This window comes from Desulfomicrobium norvegicum (assembly GCF_900114595.1).
Classification (GTDB): domain Bacteria; phylum Desulfobacterota; class Desulfovibrionia; order Desulfovibrionales; family Desulfomicrobiaceae; genus Desulfomicrobium; species Desulfomicrobium macestii.
Genome location: NZ_FOTO01000002.1, coordinates 298,433 through 314,034 on the forward strand (window position 1 = coordinate 298,433; position 15,602 = coordinate 314,034).

The 15,602-nt window shown below is 61.6% G+C and carries 16 protein-coding genes; 3 read left to right on the top strand and 13 right to left on the bottom strand.

What is annotated here, in order from left to right; genetic code table 11:
• Both BMZ24_RS05330 and BMZ24_RS05335 read right to left on the bottom strand, forming a co-directional pair.
• Positions 1-3,096 (bottom strand): hypothetical protein, encoded by a 3,096-nt coding sequence (locus tag BMZ24_RS05330; RefSeq protein WP_092190038.1) that lies wholly within the window; start codon positions 3,094-3,096, stop codon positions 1-3.
• 31 nt (positions 3,097-3,127) lie between these two features.
• Complete coding sequence (locus BMZ24_RS05335) at positions 3,128-4,135, bottom strand: sigma-54 interaction domain-containing protein (RefSeq protein WP_092190040.1); 1,008 nt, start codon at positions 4,133-4,135, stop codon at positions 3,128-3,130.
• Positions 4,136-4,220: 85 nt separating this feature from the next.
• On the opposite strand from BMZ24_RS05335, the gene sfsA reads away from it, so the two are divergent.
• A complete protein-coding gene (gene sfsA / locus BMZ24_RS05340; protein ID WP_092190042.1) occupies positions 4,221-4,943 on the top strand; it encodes a DNA/RNA nuclease SfsA in 723 nt (240 codons plus the stop codon).
• Positions 4,944-4,949: 6 nt separating this feature from the next.
• Entirely contained in the window at positions 4,950-5,825 is an 876-nt protein-coding gene (hslO, locus tag BMZ24_RS05345) for an Hsp33 family molecular chaperone HslO (protein WP_092190044.1), read from the top strand.
• A gap of 304 nt (positions 5,826-6,129) precedes the next feature.
• Here the strand turns inward: hslO and BMZ24_RS05350 are convergent, their stop codons facing one another.
• The 9 genes from BMZ24_RS05350 to BMZ24_RS05390 are packed head-to-tail and all read right to left on the bottom strand — an operon-like array spanning position 6,130 to position 13,475.
• Entirely contained in the window at positions 6,130-6,501 is a 372-nt protein-coding gene (locus BMZ24_RS05350; protein ID WP_092190046.1) for a flagellar basal body rod C-terminal domain-containing protein, read from the bottom strand.
• An 18-nt stretch (positions 6,502-6,519) separates the two neighbouring features.
• Positions 6,520-7,344, bottom strand: coding sequence for a GTP cyclohydrolase FolE2 (gene folE2, locus BMZ24_RS05355; protein ID WP_092190048.1), 825 nt, complete (start codon positions 7,342-7,344; stop codon positions 6,520-6,522).
• A complete protein-coding gene (nikR, locus tag BMZ24_RS05360) occupies positions 7,344-7,763 on the bottom strand; it encodes a nickel-responsive transcriptional regulator NikR (RefSeq protein WP_092190050.1) in 420 nt (139 codons plus the stop codon). Before nikR ends, folE2 begins: the two co-directional genes overlap by 1 nt.
• Positions 7,764-7,772: 9 nt before the next feature.
• On the bottom strand, positions 7,773-8,438 hold the full coding sequence (locus BMZ24_RS05365) for a class I SAM-dependent methyltransferase (RefSeq protein WP_244150285.1): 666 nt from the start codon (positions 8,436-8,438) through the stop codon (positions 7,773-7,775).
• Complete coding sequence (locus tag BMZ24_RS05370; protein WP_092190052.1) at positions 8,428-9,930, bottom strand: ABC transporter ATP-binding protein; 1,503 nt, start codon at positions 9,928-9,930, stop codon at positions 8,428-8,430. The genes BMZ24_RS05365 and BMZ24_RS05370 overlap by 11 nt, the downstream gene beginning before the upstream one ends.
• Before the next feature lie 3 nt (positions 9,931-9,933).
• Entirely contained in the window at positions 9,934-10,419 is a 486-nt protein-coding gene (gene gpt / locus BMZ24_RS05375) for a xanthine phosphoribosyltransferase (protein ID WP_015775398.1), read from the bottom strand.
• A gap of 9 nt (positions 10,420-10,428) precedes the next feature.
• A complete protein-coding gene (locus tag BMZ24_RS05380) occupies positions 10,429-11,349 on the bottom strand; it encodes an ABC transporter permease (RefSeq protein ID WP_092190054.1) in 921 nt (306 codons plus the stop codon).
• Positions 11,346-12,410: an ABC transporter permease gene (locus BMZ24_RS05385; RefSeq protein WP_092190056.1), complete on the bottom strand. Its 1,065-nt coding sequence runs from the start codon at positions 12,408-12,410 to the stop codon at positions 11,346-11,348. The genes BMZ24_RS05380 and BMZ24_RS05385 overlap by 4 nt, the downstream gene beginning before the upstream one ends.
• 9 nt (positions 12,411-12,419) lie before the next feature.
• On the bottom strand, positions 12,420-13,475 hold the full coding sequence (locus BMZ24_RS05390) for a BMP family ABC transporter substrate-binding protein (protein WP_092190238.1): 1,056 nt from the start codon (positions 13,473-13,475) through the stop codon (positions 12,420-12,422).
• Between the two features lie 343 nt (positions 13,476-13,818).
• Here BMZ24_RS05390 and BMZ24_RS05395 point away from each other — a divergent pair, with 343 nt between their 5' ends.
• Positions 13,819-14,313 (top strand): PilZ domain-containing protein, encoded by a 495-nt coding sequence (locus BMZ24_RS05395; RefSeq protein ID WP_161949042.1) that lies wholly within the window; start codon positions 13,819-13,821, stop codon positions 14,311-14,313.
• A 109-nt stretch (positions 14,314-14,422) separates the two neighbouring features.
• On the opposite strand, the gene BMZ24_RS05400 is transcribed toward BMZ24_RS05395, so the two are convergent.
• Together BMZ24_RS05400 and rdgC are read right to left on the bottom strand one after the other, a co-directional pair.
• The gene (locus BMZ24_RS05400; RefSeq protein ID WP_092190060.1) at positions 14,423-14,944 is read right to left on the bottom strand and encodes a hypothetical protein; all 522 of its coding nucleotides are present in this window, start codon (positions 14,942-14,944) and stop codon (positions 14,423-14,425) included.
• Entirely contained in the window at positions 14,944-15,573 is a 630-nt protein-coding gene (gene rdgC, locus BMZ24_RS05405; RefSeq protein WP_092190240.1) for a recombination-associated protein RdgC, read from the bottom strand. The genes BMZ24_RS05400 and rdgC overlap by 1 nt, the downstream gene beginning before the upstream one ends.
• Positions 15,574-15,602: the final 29 nt, after the last annotated feature.

Here is a 15,602-nt window from a genome sequence, read left to right on the forward strand (position 1 = left end):
CTAGCGAAATTTTCGTACTTCCCTTTCGATCCGTGTCCCTTCGAGTTCTGCGGCAGCCATACGACCATGCAGGGAGTTTGGGAAGAGTTCCTTGAGGCGGTTCAAGTTTTCCCGCCATTTGTCCGTTTCCGAGTTCTTCTTGAAGAGCAGGGCCTTGCGATAGGTGTGCGCGGGCCAGTCCGCGTCATTCTCGTCAACATAGCCGTCGTATTCCAGGGTCCAGGCCAGGGCGTCCTGGGCGCGGCCACTTTTCTCGGCGGCCTGGACGAGGAGCTCAAGTGTTTCCTTGAGCTTTGGAATGTCGCTTTTTTCCTTCTGCAACAGTGTCAGGGCTTCCTGTCCAAGGATGGTGGCCTGTTCAAGCCGTCCTGCGCCCAGCGCATCCCGTCCCAGGAAATAGTGGGCGTAACCCCGCTGCGTGTCGGTCAGGCCCATGTCCGTGGCCAGCTTGGTCCACAGCGGTCCGGCACTGGCGGACTGCTCCAGTTTTTCATGGGCCAGGGCCGTCGCGTAATCCACCTGCCGCTGCCGCTCCTCTCCCAGATTCCAGGACTCGACCTCTTTGGACAGCGCCAGGATGTCTCGCCACTTTTGCAGCTCCACCTGCATGGCCAGGGTCACCTCCAGGCCGGGTTCGGAAAATTCTCCCCGGGGGGCGGAGCCGAAAACGAACGGCCTGGCCATGTCCAGGGCTTCCTGGGAGCGGCCGGTCTGCATGAGGGCCGTGGCCACGATCAACCTGATCCGAGGGTCCACGTCGCGGTCCTGATACATGTTTTCGTGAGCGCCCCAGTGCAACACCGCAGCATTGAAATCCTCAAGCTCAAGATCGTTGGTGAGCCAGTCCCGAAGCGCCGTGTCCGCCACTTCCCGAGCCTTGGGCAGCAGTTCGTGCCCCGGATGCTCGTTCTGAAACCGGCGGATTTCCTCCAGGCTCGCGGCATACTTCTTGTTCCAGAGATGCCACATGGCCAGCTTGAGCCGTGCCACGGGAGCCAGTGGACTGTCAGCGTGTTCCAGGATGCTGTTGTAGATCTGTTCGGGGTTCGATTCCGGGCGGCTGAATACGGGATTCATGTCCGCGATGCTCGGCTGGTCGAGAACGCCTTCCTCGGCCAGGCGCATCTTGGCGATGAGTCCGCCCTCCCTGGCTGGGTAGGCCTCGGAAGTGCGGTGATATATCTCGCGGGCCGCGTCGGGATTGTCTTCCTTGAGGAGAATGTCGCCGATACGGGCCATGGCCACGTCCACATCCGGGGCGTTCGGGACGATGTTGGCATAGGCCCAGAAATAGTCCTTGGCCCGGGCCGGTTTGCCGCTGAGCATGGCGGCATACCCGGCGGACATCAGAAAGGACGGGTCGCTCAGGTAATAGCTTGGCCAACGTTTTTCGATGTTGTCCACGATTTCAAGGGCCTTGTCGAAATATCCCAGCCCGGTGAATGCCCTGAGCAGTCCGACCGTGCTCGGTTGCACGGCCAGGCTCATGGGAAAGTTCTGGATCGCGTATTGGAAGTGCTCGGCGGCCCGGCCGTATTCCTTGCGCCGCAGGTAGTGTTCGCCCCAATAATAGTCGATCATGGCCACCCGGCGATCGTCCGGGTATTTCCTGCGCAGGAAGTCGAAGTAGCCTTTGGCTTCGGGTACGTTGCCCACGAAGAGGTGCAGGTATCCAATTCGGGAGATGGCCTCGGGCACATTGCGGGAATCAAGGTTCGAGTTTTTGGCGGTCTCGTAGGCTTCCAGGATCGAGGCGAAATTGCCCTCAAGGTCCGCAAGCCCCTCCTTCATGGTGATGTCGGCCAGGGTGTAGAGCAATTCCTCGTGCAGCGTTTCGGGAATTTTGGGGTGCTCGATCATGTTTGTCACCGCCGTGCGCGCCGTGGTCAGGTCGCCTACGATCAAGGCGGTTTGAGCGGTTTTGTACAATTCCTCAAGCTCGGCCGTGCTGTTGTCCTCGGCGCTGCCGGAGATGTCCGATGCGTTCGCGGTCCGGTTTGTCTGGGAGTCCGTGGGCTCCGGCTCGGACAGTATTGTTTCGGGCGCGATGATGGCGGACGGCGTTGGCGATGGCGCCAGGTCGGCGTTTTCGTTGCCGGGATTTTGAGTGGCCGTGGGGGGGGCAGGTTCCGGCGGCGTGATGTCGGCCTGGATCGTGTCCGGGAGTTCGCCGGTTTGATTGACCTCCGGCGTGACTGCCTCCGTGATCTGGACCTTCGTCAGGAGCTGCGTCGCGTTTTGCCGGGGTGCCGTTGTGTTGGAAGGCAGAGACGCAGGGGGGAGTTGTTCCGGAGCACCTGCGTCCGTCTTCGCCTCGTCAACGGGAGACGTTTGTGGGGTTTGGTCGGGCGGCGTCGCGGCGCGATCGATGGGGCGGCGGACTACGGACTGCGGGGGCTCCTGCGCCATCGGGTCCGGCTGATCCTGTCCGGGCCGCACGATTTTGCTGCGCACGGAGGCAAGCCCTGAAAGCGACGAATCTTCCGCGAGCAAATCTTTCTGATCGACGTCGGTGGCATTTTCCAGGCTTGTCTCCGCTGACGAATTCGTTGTTGCCTGCGCCTGGGGTGCTGCGTTCCCGGCAACGTTCTCCTCGGCCTGAGCTTGCCCCTTAGGCGGGGAAGTCTCCGTAGTGGCGTTGGCGTCGGTGGCATTGTCCCCGCCTGTGGGCGCGGGCGAGACTGGATCAGGCTTTTTGGACTCGGGCGGCGCGGGAGGATACAGCTCAATGGAGAGTTCCTTGCGTTTGGAATCCGAGGAAGATGACAAAATGAAGTCGCCCGATTGCGTTCGAATGAAGACGCCGTCCGGGCTGATCAGGATCTCTTTGAGCAGTTTTGAGGAAGAGAGGTCGGGGATTGCCGGTTTTCGCTCATTTTGCCAGAAGCTCCAGGCGATGGGAATCTGGATCTGCGTCAGGCCCCGCTGCCTGGGTTCGGCCACGGGCAGGGCCGTATCGAATCTGAAGACGAGCTCTTCGCCGTTTGGCAGCTTGTTCCACGTCAGAACCGCGCCATGGGCGGCGTGCAATGGTATCAGGCCCAGAATGGCCGGGACGAGGAGCCAGATCAGGCTGGCAAGGGGGCGTGTGCGCACGGGCTGCTGTAAGCAAGAATTGGGCACATTACTATAACATGTTCTTTTTTTTGAGCTTCTCAATAAGCGTGGTTCGCTTGATGCCCAAAACTTCGGCGGCCTTGTTCTTGACTCCGTCAACTTCCCCCAGGGCTTCGCTCAAGAGCCTCTCCTCGACCTGGTCCAGGAATTCCTTCAGGCCCAGGTGTTGGTCCCGCAAGTCTTGGAGTTCGGGCCAGCGGAAGCTCGCATCCATCGTCGGCATGGGGCGCTTTGGCACCTCGACACCGGTTTCACGAAGGATTTTGTCGGGCAGGTCAACGATGCCGATGTGGTCGGCATCACACAAGATGGACATGCGCTCCATGAAATTTTCCAGCTCGCGTACGTTGCCGGGCCAGGAATAGCGGGCCAGGATCTCTCGTGCGTCCTCGGCCATTTCGAGGACGCAGCTACGGCGGTTCACGCAGAAGTGCTTCAGGAAATGGTGCGCCAGGACCAGCACGTCTCCCCCGCGTTCGCGCAGGGGGGGCAGGGTGATGGGGATGACGTTCAGGCGGTAGAAGAGGTCTTCGCGGAAGGTGCCCTTGCGGACTTCCTCTTCCAGGTCACGGTTGGTCGCCGCGACCACGCGCACGTCGGTCTTGATGGTCTTGCCGCCTCCGACCCGCTCGAACTCCCGCTCCTGCAGAACGCGCAGGATCTTGACCTGCAGGGAGAGATCCATCTCTCCGATTTCATCCAGGAACACCGTGCCGCCGTGGGCCATTTCGAAGCGGCCGATCTTGGTCCGGATGGCATGCGTGAAAGCGCCTTTTTCATGCCCGAAGAGTTCCGATTCCAGCAACTCGCGCGGGATGGCCCCGCAGTTGATGGGCACGAAAGGCTTGTCCGCCCGGCCGCTGTTGCGGTGCAGGGCGCGGACAAGGAGTTCCTTGCCGGTTCCGGATTCTCCCGTGACCAGGACCGTGCTGTCCGAAGGGGCCACTTTGGCGAGGATCCGAAATACCTCTTGCAAGGCGGAACTCTTTCCAATTATTCCACACGTATCAAATGACATGGCCTCTCCTGGAACGTTGATGAGCTTCAACGCTGTTCTGATACTGCCTAACTGTCAAGATTATGACGGAAAAGCAACTCCAAAAATGCATCATCTCTTGAAATTTCCACCCCGAAGCCGTAGCGCCTTCTTTGTCGCCCGCGAGAAGCGTTTTCTGGTCCACGTGCTCCTGGACGGCCGGCCGGTGACGGTGCACACCAACAATTCCGGATCCATGCTCGGGCTGCTGCGCCCCGGCATGGAGGTGTTCATCTCCCCTGCCGAATCCCCGAAGCGAAAGCTGCCCTACACCCTTGAGCTGGTCCGGCCTGGCGGCGATTGGGTCGGGGTCAACACGTCAACTCCCAACCGCCTGCTCAAAAAGGCCTGGGAGGCGGCCGCCATGCCGGAGCTTCGCGGATATTCGGAGTTCACTCCGGAGGCGGTGCACGGGGACTCCCGCCTCGATGCCAGGCTTTCAGGGCCCGCGGGAGAATTCTGGATCGAGGCCAAGAACGTGACCATGGTCGAGGACGGAGTGGCCTGCTTTCCGGACGCGGTCACGGAGCGCGGGCAGAAGCATCTGCTCGAACTCATGAACCTGGCCCAGAGCGGCGTGCGGGTGGGCGTCTTTCTGGCGGTGCAGCGTCCCGACGGCGGATGCTTTGGGCCGGCGGATTTCATAGATCCTCGCTTTGCCGAGCTTTTTTGGATGGCCGTGGGCAAGGGCGTGGAGTTTTTGCCCCACGTCGTGCACGCAAGCCCCGAAGGAATCGCCCTTGGAGCCCGCTTGCCGCTTGTTTCCCGAAATTCAACCCAATCTGGATAATCACACATGAACGATCAGCTTGTCCGCGTCATCTCCGATGAAGCCAATGTGCGCGCCATGGCCTGCCTGACCACCGCCACCGTGCGCGAGGCCTGCACCCGGCACGCCACCCTTCCGACCGCTTCCGTGGCCCTGGGCCGCGCCATGACCGGGGCCGTGCTCCTGGGCGCGCTTCTGAAGGGGCGGCAGCGCGTGGCCCTCAAATTCGAGGGCAATGGTCCGCTGGGCAAGATCGTGGTCGAGGCCGATCCCATGTGCCTCGTGCATGGCTACGTGGGCAACCCGGCGGTGGATCTGCCGCTCAAGGACGGGCGCTTCGACATCCCCGGAGCCCTGGGCCGGGCGGGCCTTTTGACCGTGACCAAGGACTTGCGGCTCAAGGCCCCCTACCAGGGCGTCGTCAATCTCGTGTCGAGCGAAATCGCCGAGGACATCGCCTACTATCTGACCGATTCGGAGCAGACGCCCTCGGCCATGGGCCTGACCACAATCCCCGACGATCGCGGCGGAATCGCCGTGGCCGGGGGATTTCTGATTCAGTCCCTGCCTCCGGCCAACGAGGAAGCCCTTGATGCCCTGATGCGGCGGATAAAGGCCCTTCCGCCCCTGGCCAAGATGCTTCTGGAAGGCGCGACTCCCAAAGAGGTGCTGGACAGAATTTTCGGGGACATCCCCTTTGAAATTCTCGGGCATCAGGATGTGGCCTTCCATTGCGGCTGTTCCCGCGATCGCATCGAGCAGGCCCTCATCACCCTGGGTGTGGAAGAAATCAAAAGCCTCGCCGAGCAGGGCGAAGACACCGTCATCACCTGTGAATTCTGCCGGGAACCATACGCATTCACCTCGGAAGACCTGCGCCGTCTGGCCGAGGAGCGGCATTAGAAGCAAAATGCCTCCGGCGGGCAGGAAGCGCGCCCCTTGCACCCCGGTTGGGCCTGACTATCCTGCTGGAAAAGGCATGGATCCATGCGCGGCCGCTCTTTCCGGCGAAGTTCACCGGTCATCCCCGCGCAGGCGGGGATCCATGGCCTGGGGCGCAGTCGAACTGATCAGTACCGAAGTCATTCCCGCGCAGGCGGGAATCCTGTCTTTGGGGTGGTGGGGCCAAGAAACGTGAAAAAGGGATATGAAAAAGGCCGCTCTCCTTTACGGAAAGCGGCCTTACTGTCTTGTATGCCAAAAAAAATCAGACCATCATGTTGATGATCACGCCGGTCATGTCCAGCTGGGTGTGCAGGGCGGCCGCGTTGGCGGCGAAGGCGTGTTCGTTTTCGATCATCTGCACCATTTCCGTGGCCAGGTCGGTGTTTGATCCTTCGACCAGCATTTCTTCGTAGCGCAGCCCCTCGTCGGTCTCGACGTACTCCCCGCCCGGCACCAGTGGCCCGGCGGCGGTGTTTTCATAGACATCCTGAACCTGAACGCCCTGGCCATTCGGGCCGGTCTCGAATTCGACCCGGCTGGAACGAAAGCCGTTCGTGTTCATGTTGGCCACGTTGTCGGCCGCGACCTGCTGGGAAAAACTGATGGCCTGCATGGCCTGAACATTTTCCATCATGACGCACCTCCAATCAATTTATCTAACGCGGGCGGGACTTCCGTCAAGGCCTGCGTGGCCTGCGTCGGCGTCTTCGTCCATCTGGTCGATGCAGGCGTAGGCGCTGTGGTTGTGGATGGATTCAAACGATTCCACCTCGACCCTGAATCCGTTTACCTTGGGATGTGCGGCCAGCCGAGCCGCCGCGCCGCGAACCACATCCTCCACGAAGGTCGGGGCGGCGAAGGCCGTTTCGGTCACGTATTTCTCGTCCTCGCGCTTCAAAAGGGCGTAGACAGGGGAAGATCCGGATTCCTGCGCGATGGCGATGAGATCCTCAAGCCAGAGCATGCCCAGGCACTGCGCCTCGATGCGGACCATGGCCCGCTGGCTGTGGGCGCCTTCGCGGGAGATCGCCTTGGAGCACGGGCACACGGTCATGACCGGCACCTCCACGCCCAGCATCAGGCTGACCTCGCCGTCGCGAAGCACACCGCGCAGAAAGCATGAATAATCCATGAGCGCGGGGCTGCCCGTGACCGGAGCGCGCTGTTCCATGAAGTAGGTGAAAAGAAAGCACAGGTGCGAGCTTTGGGCGTGCAGCCGGTCGCGCAGGTCGAGGAGCAGATTCTTGCAGCTGTCCGCGTCCAGGGTCTTGTCCATGTCACGCAGGGCTTCCAGGAACCTGCTCATGTGCGTGCCCTTGAATTCGGCAGGCAGGTCCACGCTCAAATCCACCCGCGCCACGGTGTGCAGGCGTCCCTTGGCCCGGTCGCGCACGGTCAGGGGGATGGACAGGTTTTTGACCCCCACACGGTCGATGCGCAGGGCCACATCCGCCGGGCCGCTCTGTACGTCGCGCATCAGGTCAGGTCCTGGCCGGTGGTGGCCAGATTGAGTTTGCCGTGCTTCACGCCCTTGGTGGAGATGAGCCGTTCGGCGGTGGCCTTGATCTCCTGCCCCGGGCCCCGCAGAATGAGCACTTCCATGCAGTTGTGATGGTCGAGATGGATATGCAGGGACGTGACGATGACGTCCAGCGATGAATGCTGGATTTCGGTCATCTTCTGCGCCAGATCGGAGTGATGGTGGTCATAAACCAGGGTCAGGGTGCCGACCATCTCCTTGTTCAGGTCTTCCCATTCCTTCTGCACCAGGGTGCCTCGGATAAGGTCGCGGATGGCCTCGGAGCGCGTCTGATAGCAGCGTTCCTCGCACAGCGCGTCGAATTTTTCCAGCAGATCGGAGTCGAGCGACACTCCAAAACGAATAGTCTGACCCATCATTCCTCCTTACATCACTAAAGGGCGGGAGAGTTCCCACACGTTGACCGTCATGCGAGCCTGGTCAAAGGGGACCACTTCCCGGCTCTGATTCCTGACCCGCCAGCCCCGGCGGGAAAACCTGGACCACACCGTGCTCGACACGGTCCGTTCGGGATCGCCGAACCAGACCTTGCCGCCCGGAGCCAGGCTGCACAGCAAAAGACTTTCCAAGGGTTCGAAAAACCGCTGCTCGTAAAAAATGTCGCCGCCCCAGATACGGTCGAAGCTTGCCGGCGCAAGGCCCGGTTTGTTCCAGTCCATGCGCACCCAAAGAGGCGAAGGGACGGAATTGATGCGGGCGTTTCGGGCCGCGAAGTGCAGGGCGCCGTGCTCGTAATCCATCCCGACGACGCGTGCGCCGAGGTTTGCGGCCACAAGGGCGGACAAACCAAGGCCACAGCCCAGATCCAGGCATCTGTGTCCGGCCAGCTCCTGCCGGGCCAGCCAGCCGCAAAGGGCCAGGGTGGCGGGCCAGAGTTCCACCCAGTAGGGGATGTGCTCTTCGGCCTTAGGGTCGTCCTCGTCCATGGATTGCCAGAGGGATTCAAGGTCCGCCGGGCGTTCCAGGGTCCAGGACCTGCCGGCGGCGGTCACCTTGAGCTGTCCGTGGGGCTCGGGGCTTTCAGTCATCATCGTCGGGCTTCATGCCTGCCATCATCTGTCCGATGCGGTCAACGCGCTGCCGGTCATCCGCGGGGAAGGTGTCCACGATGGCCCCTCCATACATGACCGCGACGCGATCAGCCAGAGCCAGGGCCTCGGACAGATCCCCGGTGACGAGCAGTATCCCGGCCTCTTCGCGGGCCGCGAGCAGAGTGGTCCAGACTTCCTCGATGGCCGAGACGTCAAGGCCCTGGGTGGGCTGCTCCGCGACGATGAGGCGTGGTCTGCGATGAAATTCCCGCGCCAGGACCATCTTCTGCAGATTGCCGCCCGAAAGCTGCCTGGCCTGGCAGTGCACATCGGGTGGGGAGACCTTGAATTGACGGACCAGATCCTCGGCCACCGCCTTGGCCTTGTCGCGCTGCAACCAGACGGAAGAGCAGTAGCCCTGACGTGTGGTCAGCAGGAAATTGTCGACCAGATCCATGCCCCGGCATACGGCCAGGCCCATGCGGTCTTCGGGGATGTAGCTCAGGCCGCCCTGCCAGGCCGGTTCGGAGAAGAAGGCCTGCCAGCTCTTGCCGAGCACGTTGACCTCGCCACTGCGGGGCTCTTTCAGGCCGCACACGACTTCGACCAGATCCTTCTGGCCATTGCCGGCCACGCCGACCACGGCCAGGATTTCGCCCTGTCTCAGGCTGAGGGAGACGTCCAACAAGGTTTCGGTGCCGACATCCTGCATGCGCAGCACGTTCTGGCGCAGCTCCATGGGTTCGCGGTGCACTTCCAGCAGCACTTCCCGGCCGACCATGCGCCGGGCCAGGTCGGCCGGTGAATGCACATCGCCAGCCGGAAGCTCGTCCACCACTTCGCCCCGGCGCAGGATGGCGATCTCGTCGGCCAGGGCCATGACTTCGCCCAGCTTGTGGGAGATGTAGACGATGGCCTTGCCCTGGGCCGCCATGCTGCGCAGGGCCGTGAAGAGCTGCTGCGCCTCCTGGGGCGTGAGCACTGCCGTGGGTTCGTCGAAGATGAGGATGCGGCTTTTGCGTTGCAGGAGCTTCAGGATTTCAACCCGTTGCTTCTCGCCCATGGACAGGTCCGCAACGCGTGCGGCCGGGTCGATATCCAGGCCAAAACCTTGCGCCAACGTCCGGACTTGCTCGCGCATTTCCCTGGGAGAGAGAAAGAAGCCCGGCTCCTGGCCCAGGAAGACGTTCTCGGCCACGGTCATGGCCTCCACCAGCATGAAATGCTGATAAACCATGCCGATCCCGGCCCTGATGGCGTCCTTGGTCGATCGCAGCGCGCTTTCGTGACCGTCGATCAGGATCCGGCCGCTGTCGGGCAGGTAATGCCCGGCCAGGATGGACATGAGCGTGCTCTTGCCCGCCCCGTTTTCGCCGAGCAGGGCTTTTATCCGGCCCGCGTGGATGTCCAGGCTGATGTCGTTGTTGGCCCGGACCGCGCCGAAGACCTTGGTGATGCCGCGCAGACTGACCGCGGCCGTGGAAGCTGACACGCCTCAGCCCTGCCGCATCCCGGCGATGGGCTGCACGAACTGCGATTCCGTGTCCCACGGAAAGAGGATCCAGGTGTCCTGGCTGACCTCGGTGACGAAGGTGTCCACCAGTGGGCGTCCAGCGGGTTTGGCATAGACGGAGGCGAAGTGGGCCTTGGGCAGCAGTTCGCGGATGAGCTTGGCCGTGCGGCCGGTGTCGACCAGGTCATCGATGATGAGCCAGCCTTCGCCGTTGCCCTCGATGCCTTTCAAAAGCTTGACCTCGCCTTTCTGGTTTTTCCAGTCGTAGCTGGACACGCAGATCGTATCCACCAGGCGAATGTCCAGTTCGCGGGCGATGATCGCGGCGGGCACGAGGCCGCCACGGGTCACGGCGATGATGCCGTTGAAGAAATCCTTGTCCAGGAGCCGCCAGGAGAGGGCCTTGGCGTCACGGTGCAGCTGGTCCCAGGAAATGGGGTAGGTGCGCTGATATCTGTTTTCGGTCATAAAGTTATCCTATTCAGAAGGTTCCATGTTCACGCCCAGAGCGGCCGGGGCTTGGGTGCGATCGCTGCGCCATGACGAAAAGGCCAGGGCCGCGATGGTCAACACATAGGGCAGCATGAGCAGGATGGACGAGGGCAACGCCGTGCCCATGGCCTGCAGGCGGAGCTGAAAAGCCATGACTCCGCCGAAGAGGTAGGCGCCGATCATGGCGCGGCTCGGGCGCCAGAAGGCGAAGATGACCAGGGCGACGGCGATCCAGCCCCGGCCGGAAGTCAGGCCGTTGGTCCACAGGTGGGTGTAGGCAAGGCTCAGGTAGCTTCCGCCGAAACCGACCAGCATCCCGCCTCCCAGCAGCGCCGCCCAGCGATAGGCCAGAACGTTCAGGCCGGCGGCTCGTGTCGCGGCGGGACTCTCCCCGGCGGCGCGGATGGCCATGCCCCAGCGGGTGTAGCGGAAGAAGGCCCACAGCAGCGGCGGAATGATGTAGGAGAGATAGACCAGGGCGTCCTGCTGGAAGAAGATCGTGCCCAGGCCGGGCAGATCGCCAAGAACGGGCAGGGAGAATTTGTCGAAGCCGGGGGCGGTGCGGCCGATGTAGGGCGTGCCGAAAAATCCGGCCAGACCCGTTCCGAAAATGGTCAGGGCCAGCCCGGAGACGACCTGGTTGCCCATGAACCAGATGCAGACGACGCCGTGCAGCGCGGCCATGCTGGCTCCTGCCAATCCTCCGGCCACGAAGGCCAGCACGGGTGAGCCCGTGTGCAGGGCCGTGAGGAATCCGACCAGGGCGCCGACCAGCATCATGCCTTCCACGCCGAGGTTCAGGATGCCGCCTTTCTCGGTGAGGATTTCGCCCAGGGTGGCGTACAGGATCGGGGTCCCGGCCTGAACCGTGGCCGCCAGCAGGGCGAGCAGAATTTCAGGGGTCATCCGATCCTCCGCAGATGCAGACGGTAACGCGAGAAGAAGCCTCCGGCCAGTACGGCCAGAAGGATGAAGCCTTCCATGATGGCGCCGAAGGCCGCCGGAATCTGGAGGTCGAGCTGCAGGCTTTCCATGCCCACGCGCAGTCCGGCCAGGAGGAAGGAGGATACGGCGATGATCAGGGGATTGAGGTTGGCGAGCCAGGCCACGACAATGGCCGTGTAGCCGTAACCGGACATGATGCTCGGTTGCAGGCGTCCGAGGGTGGCCGAGGCTTCCAGAAAACCGGCCCAACCGGCCAGGGCTCCGCTCACTCCCATGACCAGAATCACCAGCAGGGAGTAGGGCATGCGGGCGTAGCGGGCCGCGCGGACGTTTTCGCCGCAGGCCCGAAGCTCGAAGCCCAGTCGGGTGGAACGCAGAAAAACCGTCATCAGCACTCCGACGGCCAGGCAGAGCAGCAGGCCCCAGTTCAGGCGGGTGTCGCCGATGCGCGCGACCACGGCGGCAGGCACGAATTCGCTGGTCATGGGAAAGCCGAAACTGCCCGGATCCTTCCACGCGCCATAGACGAGATATTCGAGAATCAGGATGCCGACGTAATTGAGCATCAACGTGACGATGATCTCGTTGGTCCTGAGCTTGAGACGCAGCACGGCGGGAATGATCCCCCACAGGCTGCCGGTCAGCGAAGCGCAGATCAGCATGGTCGGCAGCAGGGCGTACCAGGGCCAGCCGGGAAAGGTCAGGGCGGCCCAGGTCGCACCCACGGCTCCCAGGGCGAACTGGCCCTCCGCGCCGATGTTCCAGATTTGCAGGCGGAAAGTCAGGCCTACGCCAAGGGAACACAGAAAAATGGGAATGGCCTTGATCAGGCAGTCCTCAAGGGCATAGCCGGAGCCGAAGGCGCTGTGCACAAGCAGCCACAGGGCGCTTGCGGGCGGCTTGCCCTGCATGGCCAGGAGCAGTCCGCTGACGACAAAGGCCAGGGCGAGGGCTGCCAGAAAAACAAGACAGGAGCCCCACCCAAGGGGCTCCTGTCGTCGTACGGCGCTGAGTTGAAGCATCGAGGGACCTTATTCCAGGGTGCCGACAACGCCCTGCACGAACCAGTTGAATCCAAGCAGGTCGCCATCGGCCATGACCTTACCGGCGGCGACTTTTTCGACGCCGGCCTGGTCCTTGATGGGGCCGCTGAAGACCTGATAGGCGCCGGAGGCGATTTCCGCCTTCTTGTCGAGAACGGTTTTCTGCACATCGGCCGGTACCATTTCGCCGAAAGGCGCGATGTCGACGATGCCCTTGTCCAGTCCGTGCCAGTAGAAGTCGCTCTTCCAGGTGCCGTCCTTGATCTGCTGGACCATTTCCGTGTAGAACGGGCCCCAGTTCCAGATGGCCGCAGTCAGGTGCGACTTGGGCGCAAAGGCGGACATGTCGGTGTTGTAGCCCACGGAGTAGACGCCGCGTTCCTGGGCGGCTTCCTGCGGGCCGGGGGAATCCTGATGCTGGGCGATGACGTCGCAGCCGACGTCGAGCAGGGACTTGCCGGCCTCTTTTTCCGTCGCCGGGTCGTACCAGGTCTTGGTCCAGACTACGCGGACCTGCACGTCGGGATTGACGGCCTGGGCGCCGAGAGTGAAGGCGTTGATGCCGCGGATGACTTCGGGGATGGGGAAGGCCGCCACGTAGCCCAGGACGTTGGACTTGGTCATGGCGCCCGCGACCATGCCGGTCAGGTAACGGGCCTGATAGATGCGCCCGAAATAGTTGGCCATGTTTTCAGCGTTCTTGTAGCCGGAGCAGTGCAGGAACTTGACCTTGGGAAAATCCTTGGCCACCTTGAGCATGGGGTCCATGTAGCCGTAGCTGGTGGCGAAGATGACGTCATACCCCTTGCGGGCCATGTTCATGATGACACGTTCGGAATCCTGGCCTTCGGCGACGGATTCGACAAACGACGTGGTCACTCCGTCCATGGCTTCGACAGCCAGACGGCCCTGGTCATGGGCATAGGAATATCCGGCGTCGCCCACCGGGGACACATAGACAAATCCAACTTTCATGTCTTCGGCGAAGCAGGTTGATCCCAGGGCCAAAAAGGCCAGCAGGAACAAGGGCAAACATTTTCGCATCATCCGTCCTCCGTAATGTGTTGCTGCAAGGGGTGGCCCCGGGGCACGATGCCCATTCGTGGGGAGAGTTCCAAGCACATGGCACATAGCCAATACCCTCTAAGCTGGCAACAGGCAGGTGGCCATGCTTTCATCCATGTAAACCGGACAAATGTCAGACAGTTATTGACAAGAACGCGAAAAGTCCGGAAAAAACAGACAATAATTAAAGGCGTGCCGGGACTTGGTTTTTTCCCATTCTGTATTAACCTGTTGAAATCAAGATATATTGATGCCTCCGGCACGGTTCTGTTATACTGTCTTACATTCGCCCCGCAGGATAGCCTCAGAGAAGGGAGTAAACATGTCCAAAGACACGATGATAAGTTTCAGGACCACGGAAGATTTCAGCAAATCGCTGAAAAAATTTGCCAAGAAGAACAAGGTCACGCTTTCGGGTTTTATCGACGCCGTCTTGCAGGATTTTCTTCAGTCCCAGGCGGGACAGGAAATCCTGCTGGAGGATCGGCGCAGATTCCCGCGTCAGCACAAGGCCATCCCGGCCATCATCAGCGGTCAGATCGGCTCGCAAAAATATTTCCATGCCAGCAAGATAACCAATCTGTCCCTGGGCGGGATCAACCTCGTCGTGCCCAAGAACGGCGACGGCTGCAACCTGGCCGACCAGGAGCTGGACTCTTTTGATGTCGTTTTCGCCTTGCCGCGGGAAGACCGGCCCATCACCATCCAGTGTCAGGGCAAGAGGGTTTTCCAGACTTCGGACTGCTATCAGGTCGGTGCCAGCTTCGACGACACCGATCTGGACAGCTATCAGGCCCTGCAGAGCTATCTCTACTGATTTTTATGGCCATGGTTGAGGTTTCGCGCCCCGGGACACGCAGGTGTTCCGGGGCGGTTTTGCGTCTGGGTGGACGGTATGGACAAGCTGGACCGCATGGGCGGAGGGCTTACACTTCCAGCCATCTGCGCAGGTGTTCCGTTTCATCTTTCCAGCGCGGGCTGAAGCGCAGGTCGAGGAAGCGTGCGTAGACCAGATCCAGATAATCCATGCATTTTTCCAGCAGATAGATCTTTTCGAGGATGCGTCCGTCGGGGTCTTCGCCTTCCTCCAGCTTCATCTCGACCTTGGGAGTTTTGAGGCCCTGCAGGGTGAAGTTGGCCGCGTCCAGGAGTACCTGCCAGCTGACCTCGTCCCGCTCGACGCGGACCTTGGCCTTGTTGACCTTCTTTCCGTTGCGAAGCCCCATGCGTGCCTCGCGCAGTTCGGCCATGGGCCCGCTGCACACTGCCGTTTCCCTGGCCTCTCCCTCGCCGCCCTGAACCGAGACCTTCTGCTCCACCGTGACCGAGAAGGCCTCGCCTTCCTTGGTCCGGAAAAGTCCGTTGCTGGTTTCACTGGCAAACCACAGCCAGGTCAGAAACTCCTGTCCCAGAAGGAGGCTCACTGTTTCCGCGCGTTCAAGATCCATCATGCACCTCCCTGGGCGAAAACGGTCGGTTCAAAATCGTCGAGTTCGACCTGACGCTCGGCCCCAAGAGTGCTGAGAGCCAGGAAATAAGGGGTCAGCGGCTCCAGATTGAGGCCGAAGGTGTGCGTGAAAAGTTCCTCGAAGAGCTCAGTCAGCTTGGACTGGGTTGAGGCGATGTAGACCAGTTGCCTGGTCGTGTCCCAGACCACGTCGAAACAGGCCGGGATGGGCAGGGTCCGGGCGCGCAGGCGCAGTTCGACCTGCTCGCGGATCTCGGTCTTCTGCTCTTTGGTCAGAAATTTCTTGCCCTGATCGCGCATGGATCGCATGGCCTCGTTCACGGCCACGGCGAAATGCTTTTTCATGACCGCGGGCGGCACGCGGCGCGTGTCCAGACGCAGGGTGAAGGTCAGGTATGGGCCTTTTTCTGGCGGGCACAGGGCAAACTCCGGATCGAGCATGTTGTCGAAGGAGACCCAGCCGAAGCTGCGCTCCTCGGCACTGGCGTCGATGTCGCGGAAGGCGTTGCGTTTGAGCCGCTCGTCCACTTCGTGCCAGAGGCTCGAAGGGATATCATTCTCCACAATGCGGTAGCGCGTGATTCCCACGCTTGCTGACATGAATCCCAAGGCGTCCTCCCCGCCGTCTTCGTCTTTGT

Bases quoted from the DNA above. Each gene is read 5' to 3' on its own strand.
- BMZ24_RS05335 (WP_092190040.1), bottom strand. From the start codon at position 4,135: ATGTCATTTGATACGTGTGGAATAATTGGAAAGAGTTCCGCCTTGCAA.
- sfsA (WP_092190042.1), top strand. From the start codon at position 4,221: ATGCATCATCTCTTGAAATTTCCACCCCGAAGCCGTAGCGCCTTCTTT.
- hslO (WP_092190044.1), top strand. From the start codon at position 4,950: ATGAACGATCAGCTTGTCCGCGTCATCTCCGATGAAGCCAATGTGCGC.
- BMZ24_RS05350 (WP_092190046.1), bottom strand. From the start codon at position 6,501: ATGATGGAAAATGTTCAGGCCATGCAGGCCATCAGTTTTTCCCAGCAG.
- folE2 (WP_092190048.1), bottom strand. From the start codon at position 7,344: ATGCGCGACGTACAGAGCGGCCCGGCGGATGTGGCCCTGCGCATCGAC.
- nikR (WP_092190050.1), bottom strand. From the start codon at position 7,763: ATGGGTCAGACTATTCGTTTTGGAGTGTCGCTCGACTCCGATCTGCTG.
- BMZ24_RS05365 (WP_244150285.1), bottom strand. From the start codon at position 8,438: ATGATGACTGAAAGCCCCGAGCCCCACGGACAGCTCAAGGTGACCGCC.
- gpt (WP_015775398.1), bottom strand. From the start codon at position 10,419: ATGACCGAAAACAGATATCAGCGCACCTACCCCATTTCCTGGGACCAG.
- BMZ24_RS05380 (WP_092190054.1), bottom strand. From the start codon at position 11,349: ATGACCCCTGAAATTCTGCTCGCCCTGCTGGCGGCCACGGTTCAGGCC.
- BMZ24_RS05385 (WP_092190056.1), bottom strand. From the start codon at position 12,410: ATGCTTCAACTCAGCGCCGTACGACGACAGGAGCCCCTTGGGTGGGGC.
- BMZ24_RS05390 (WP_092190238.1), bottom strand. From the start codon at position 13,475: ATGCGAAAATGTTTGCCCTTGTTCCTGCTGGCCTTTTTGGCCCTGGGA.
- BMZ24_RS05395 (WP_161949042.1), top strand. From the start codon at position 13,819: ATGTCCAAAGACACGATGATAAGTTTCAGGACCACGGAAGATTTCAGC.
- BMZ24_RS05400 (WP_092190060.1), bottom strand. From the start codon at position 14,944: ATGGATCTTGAACGCGCGGAAACAGTGAGCCTCCTTCTGGGACAGGAG.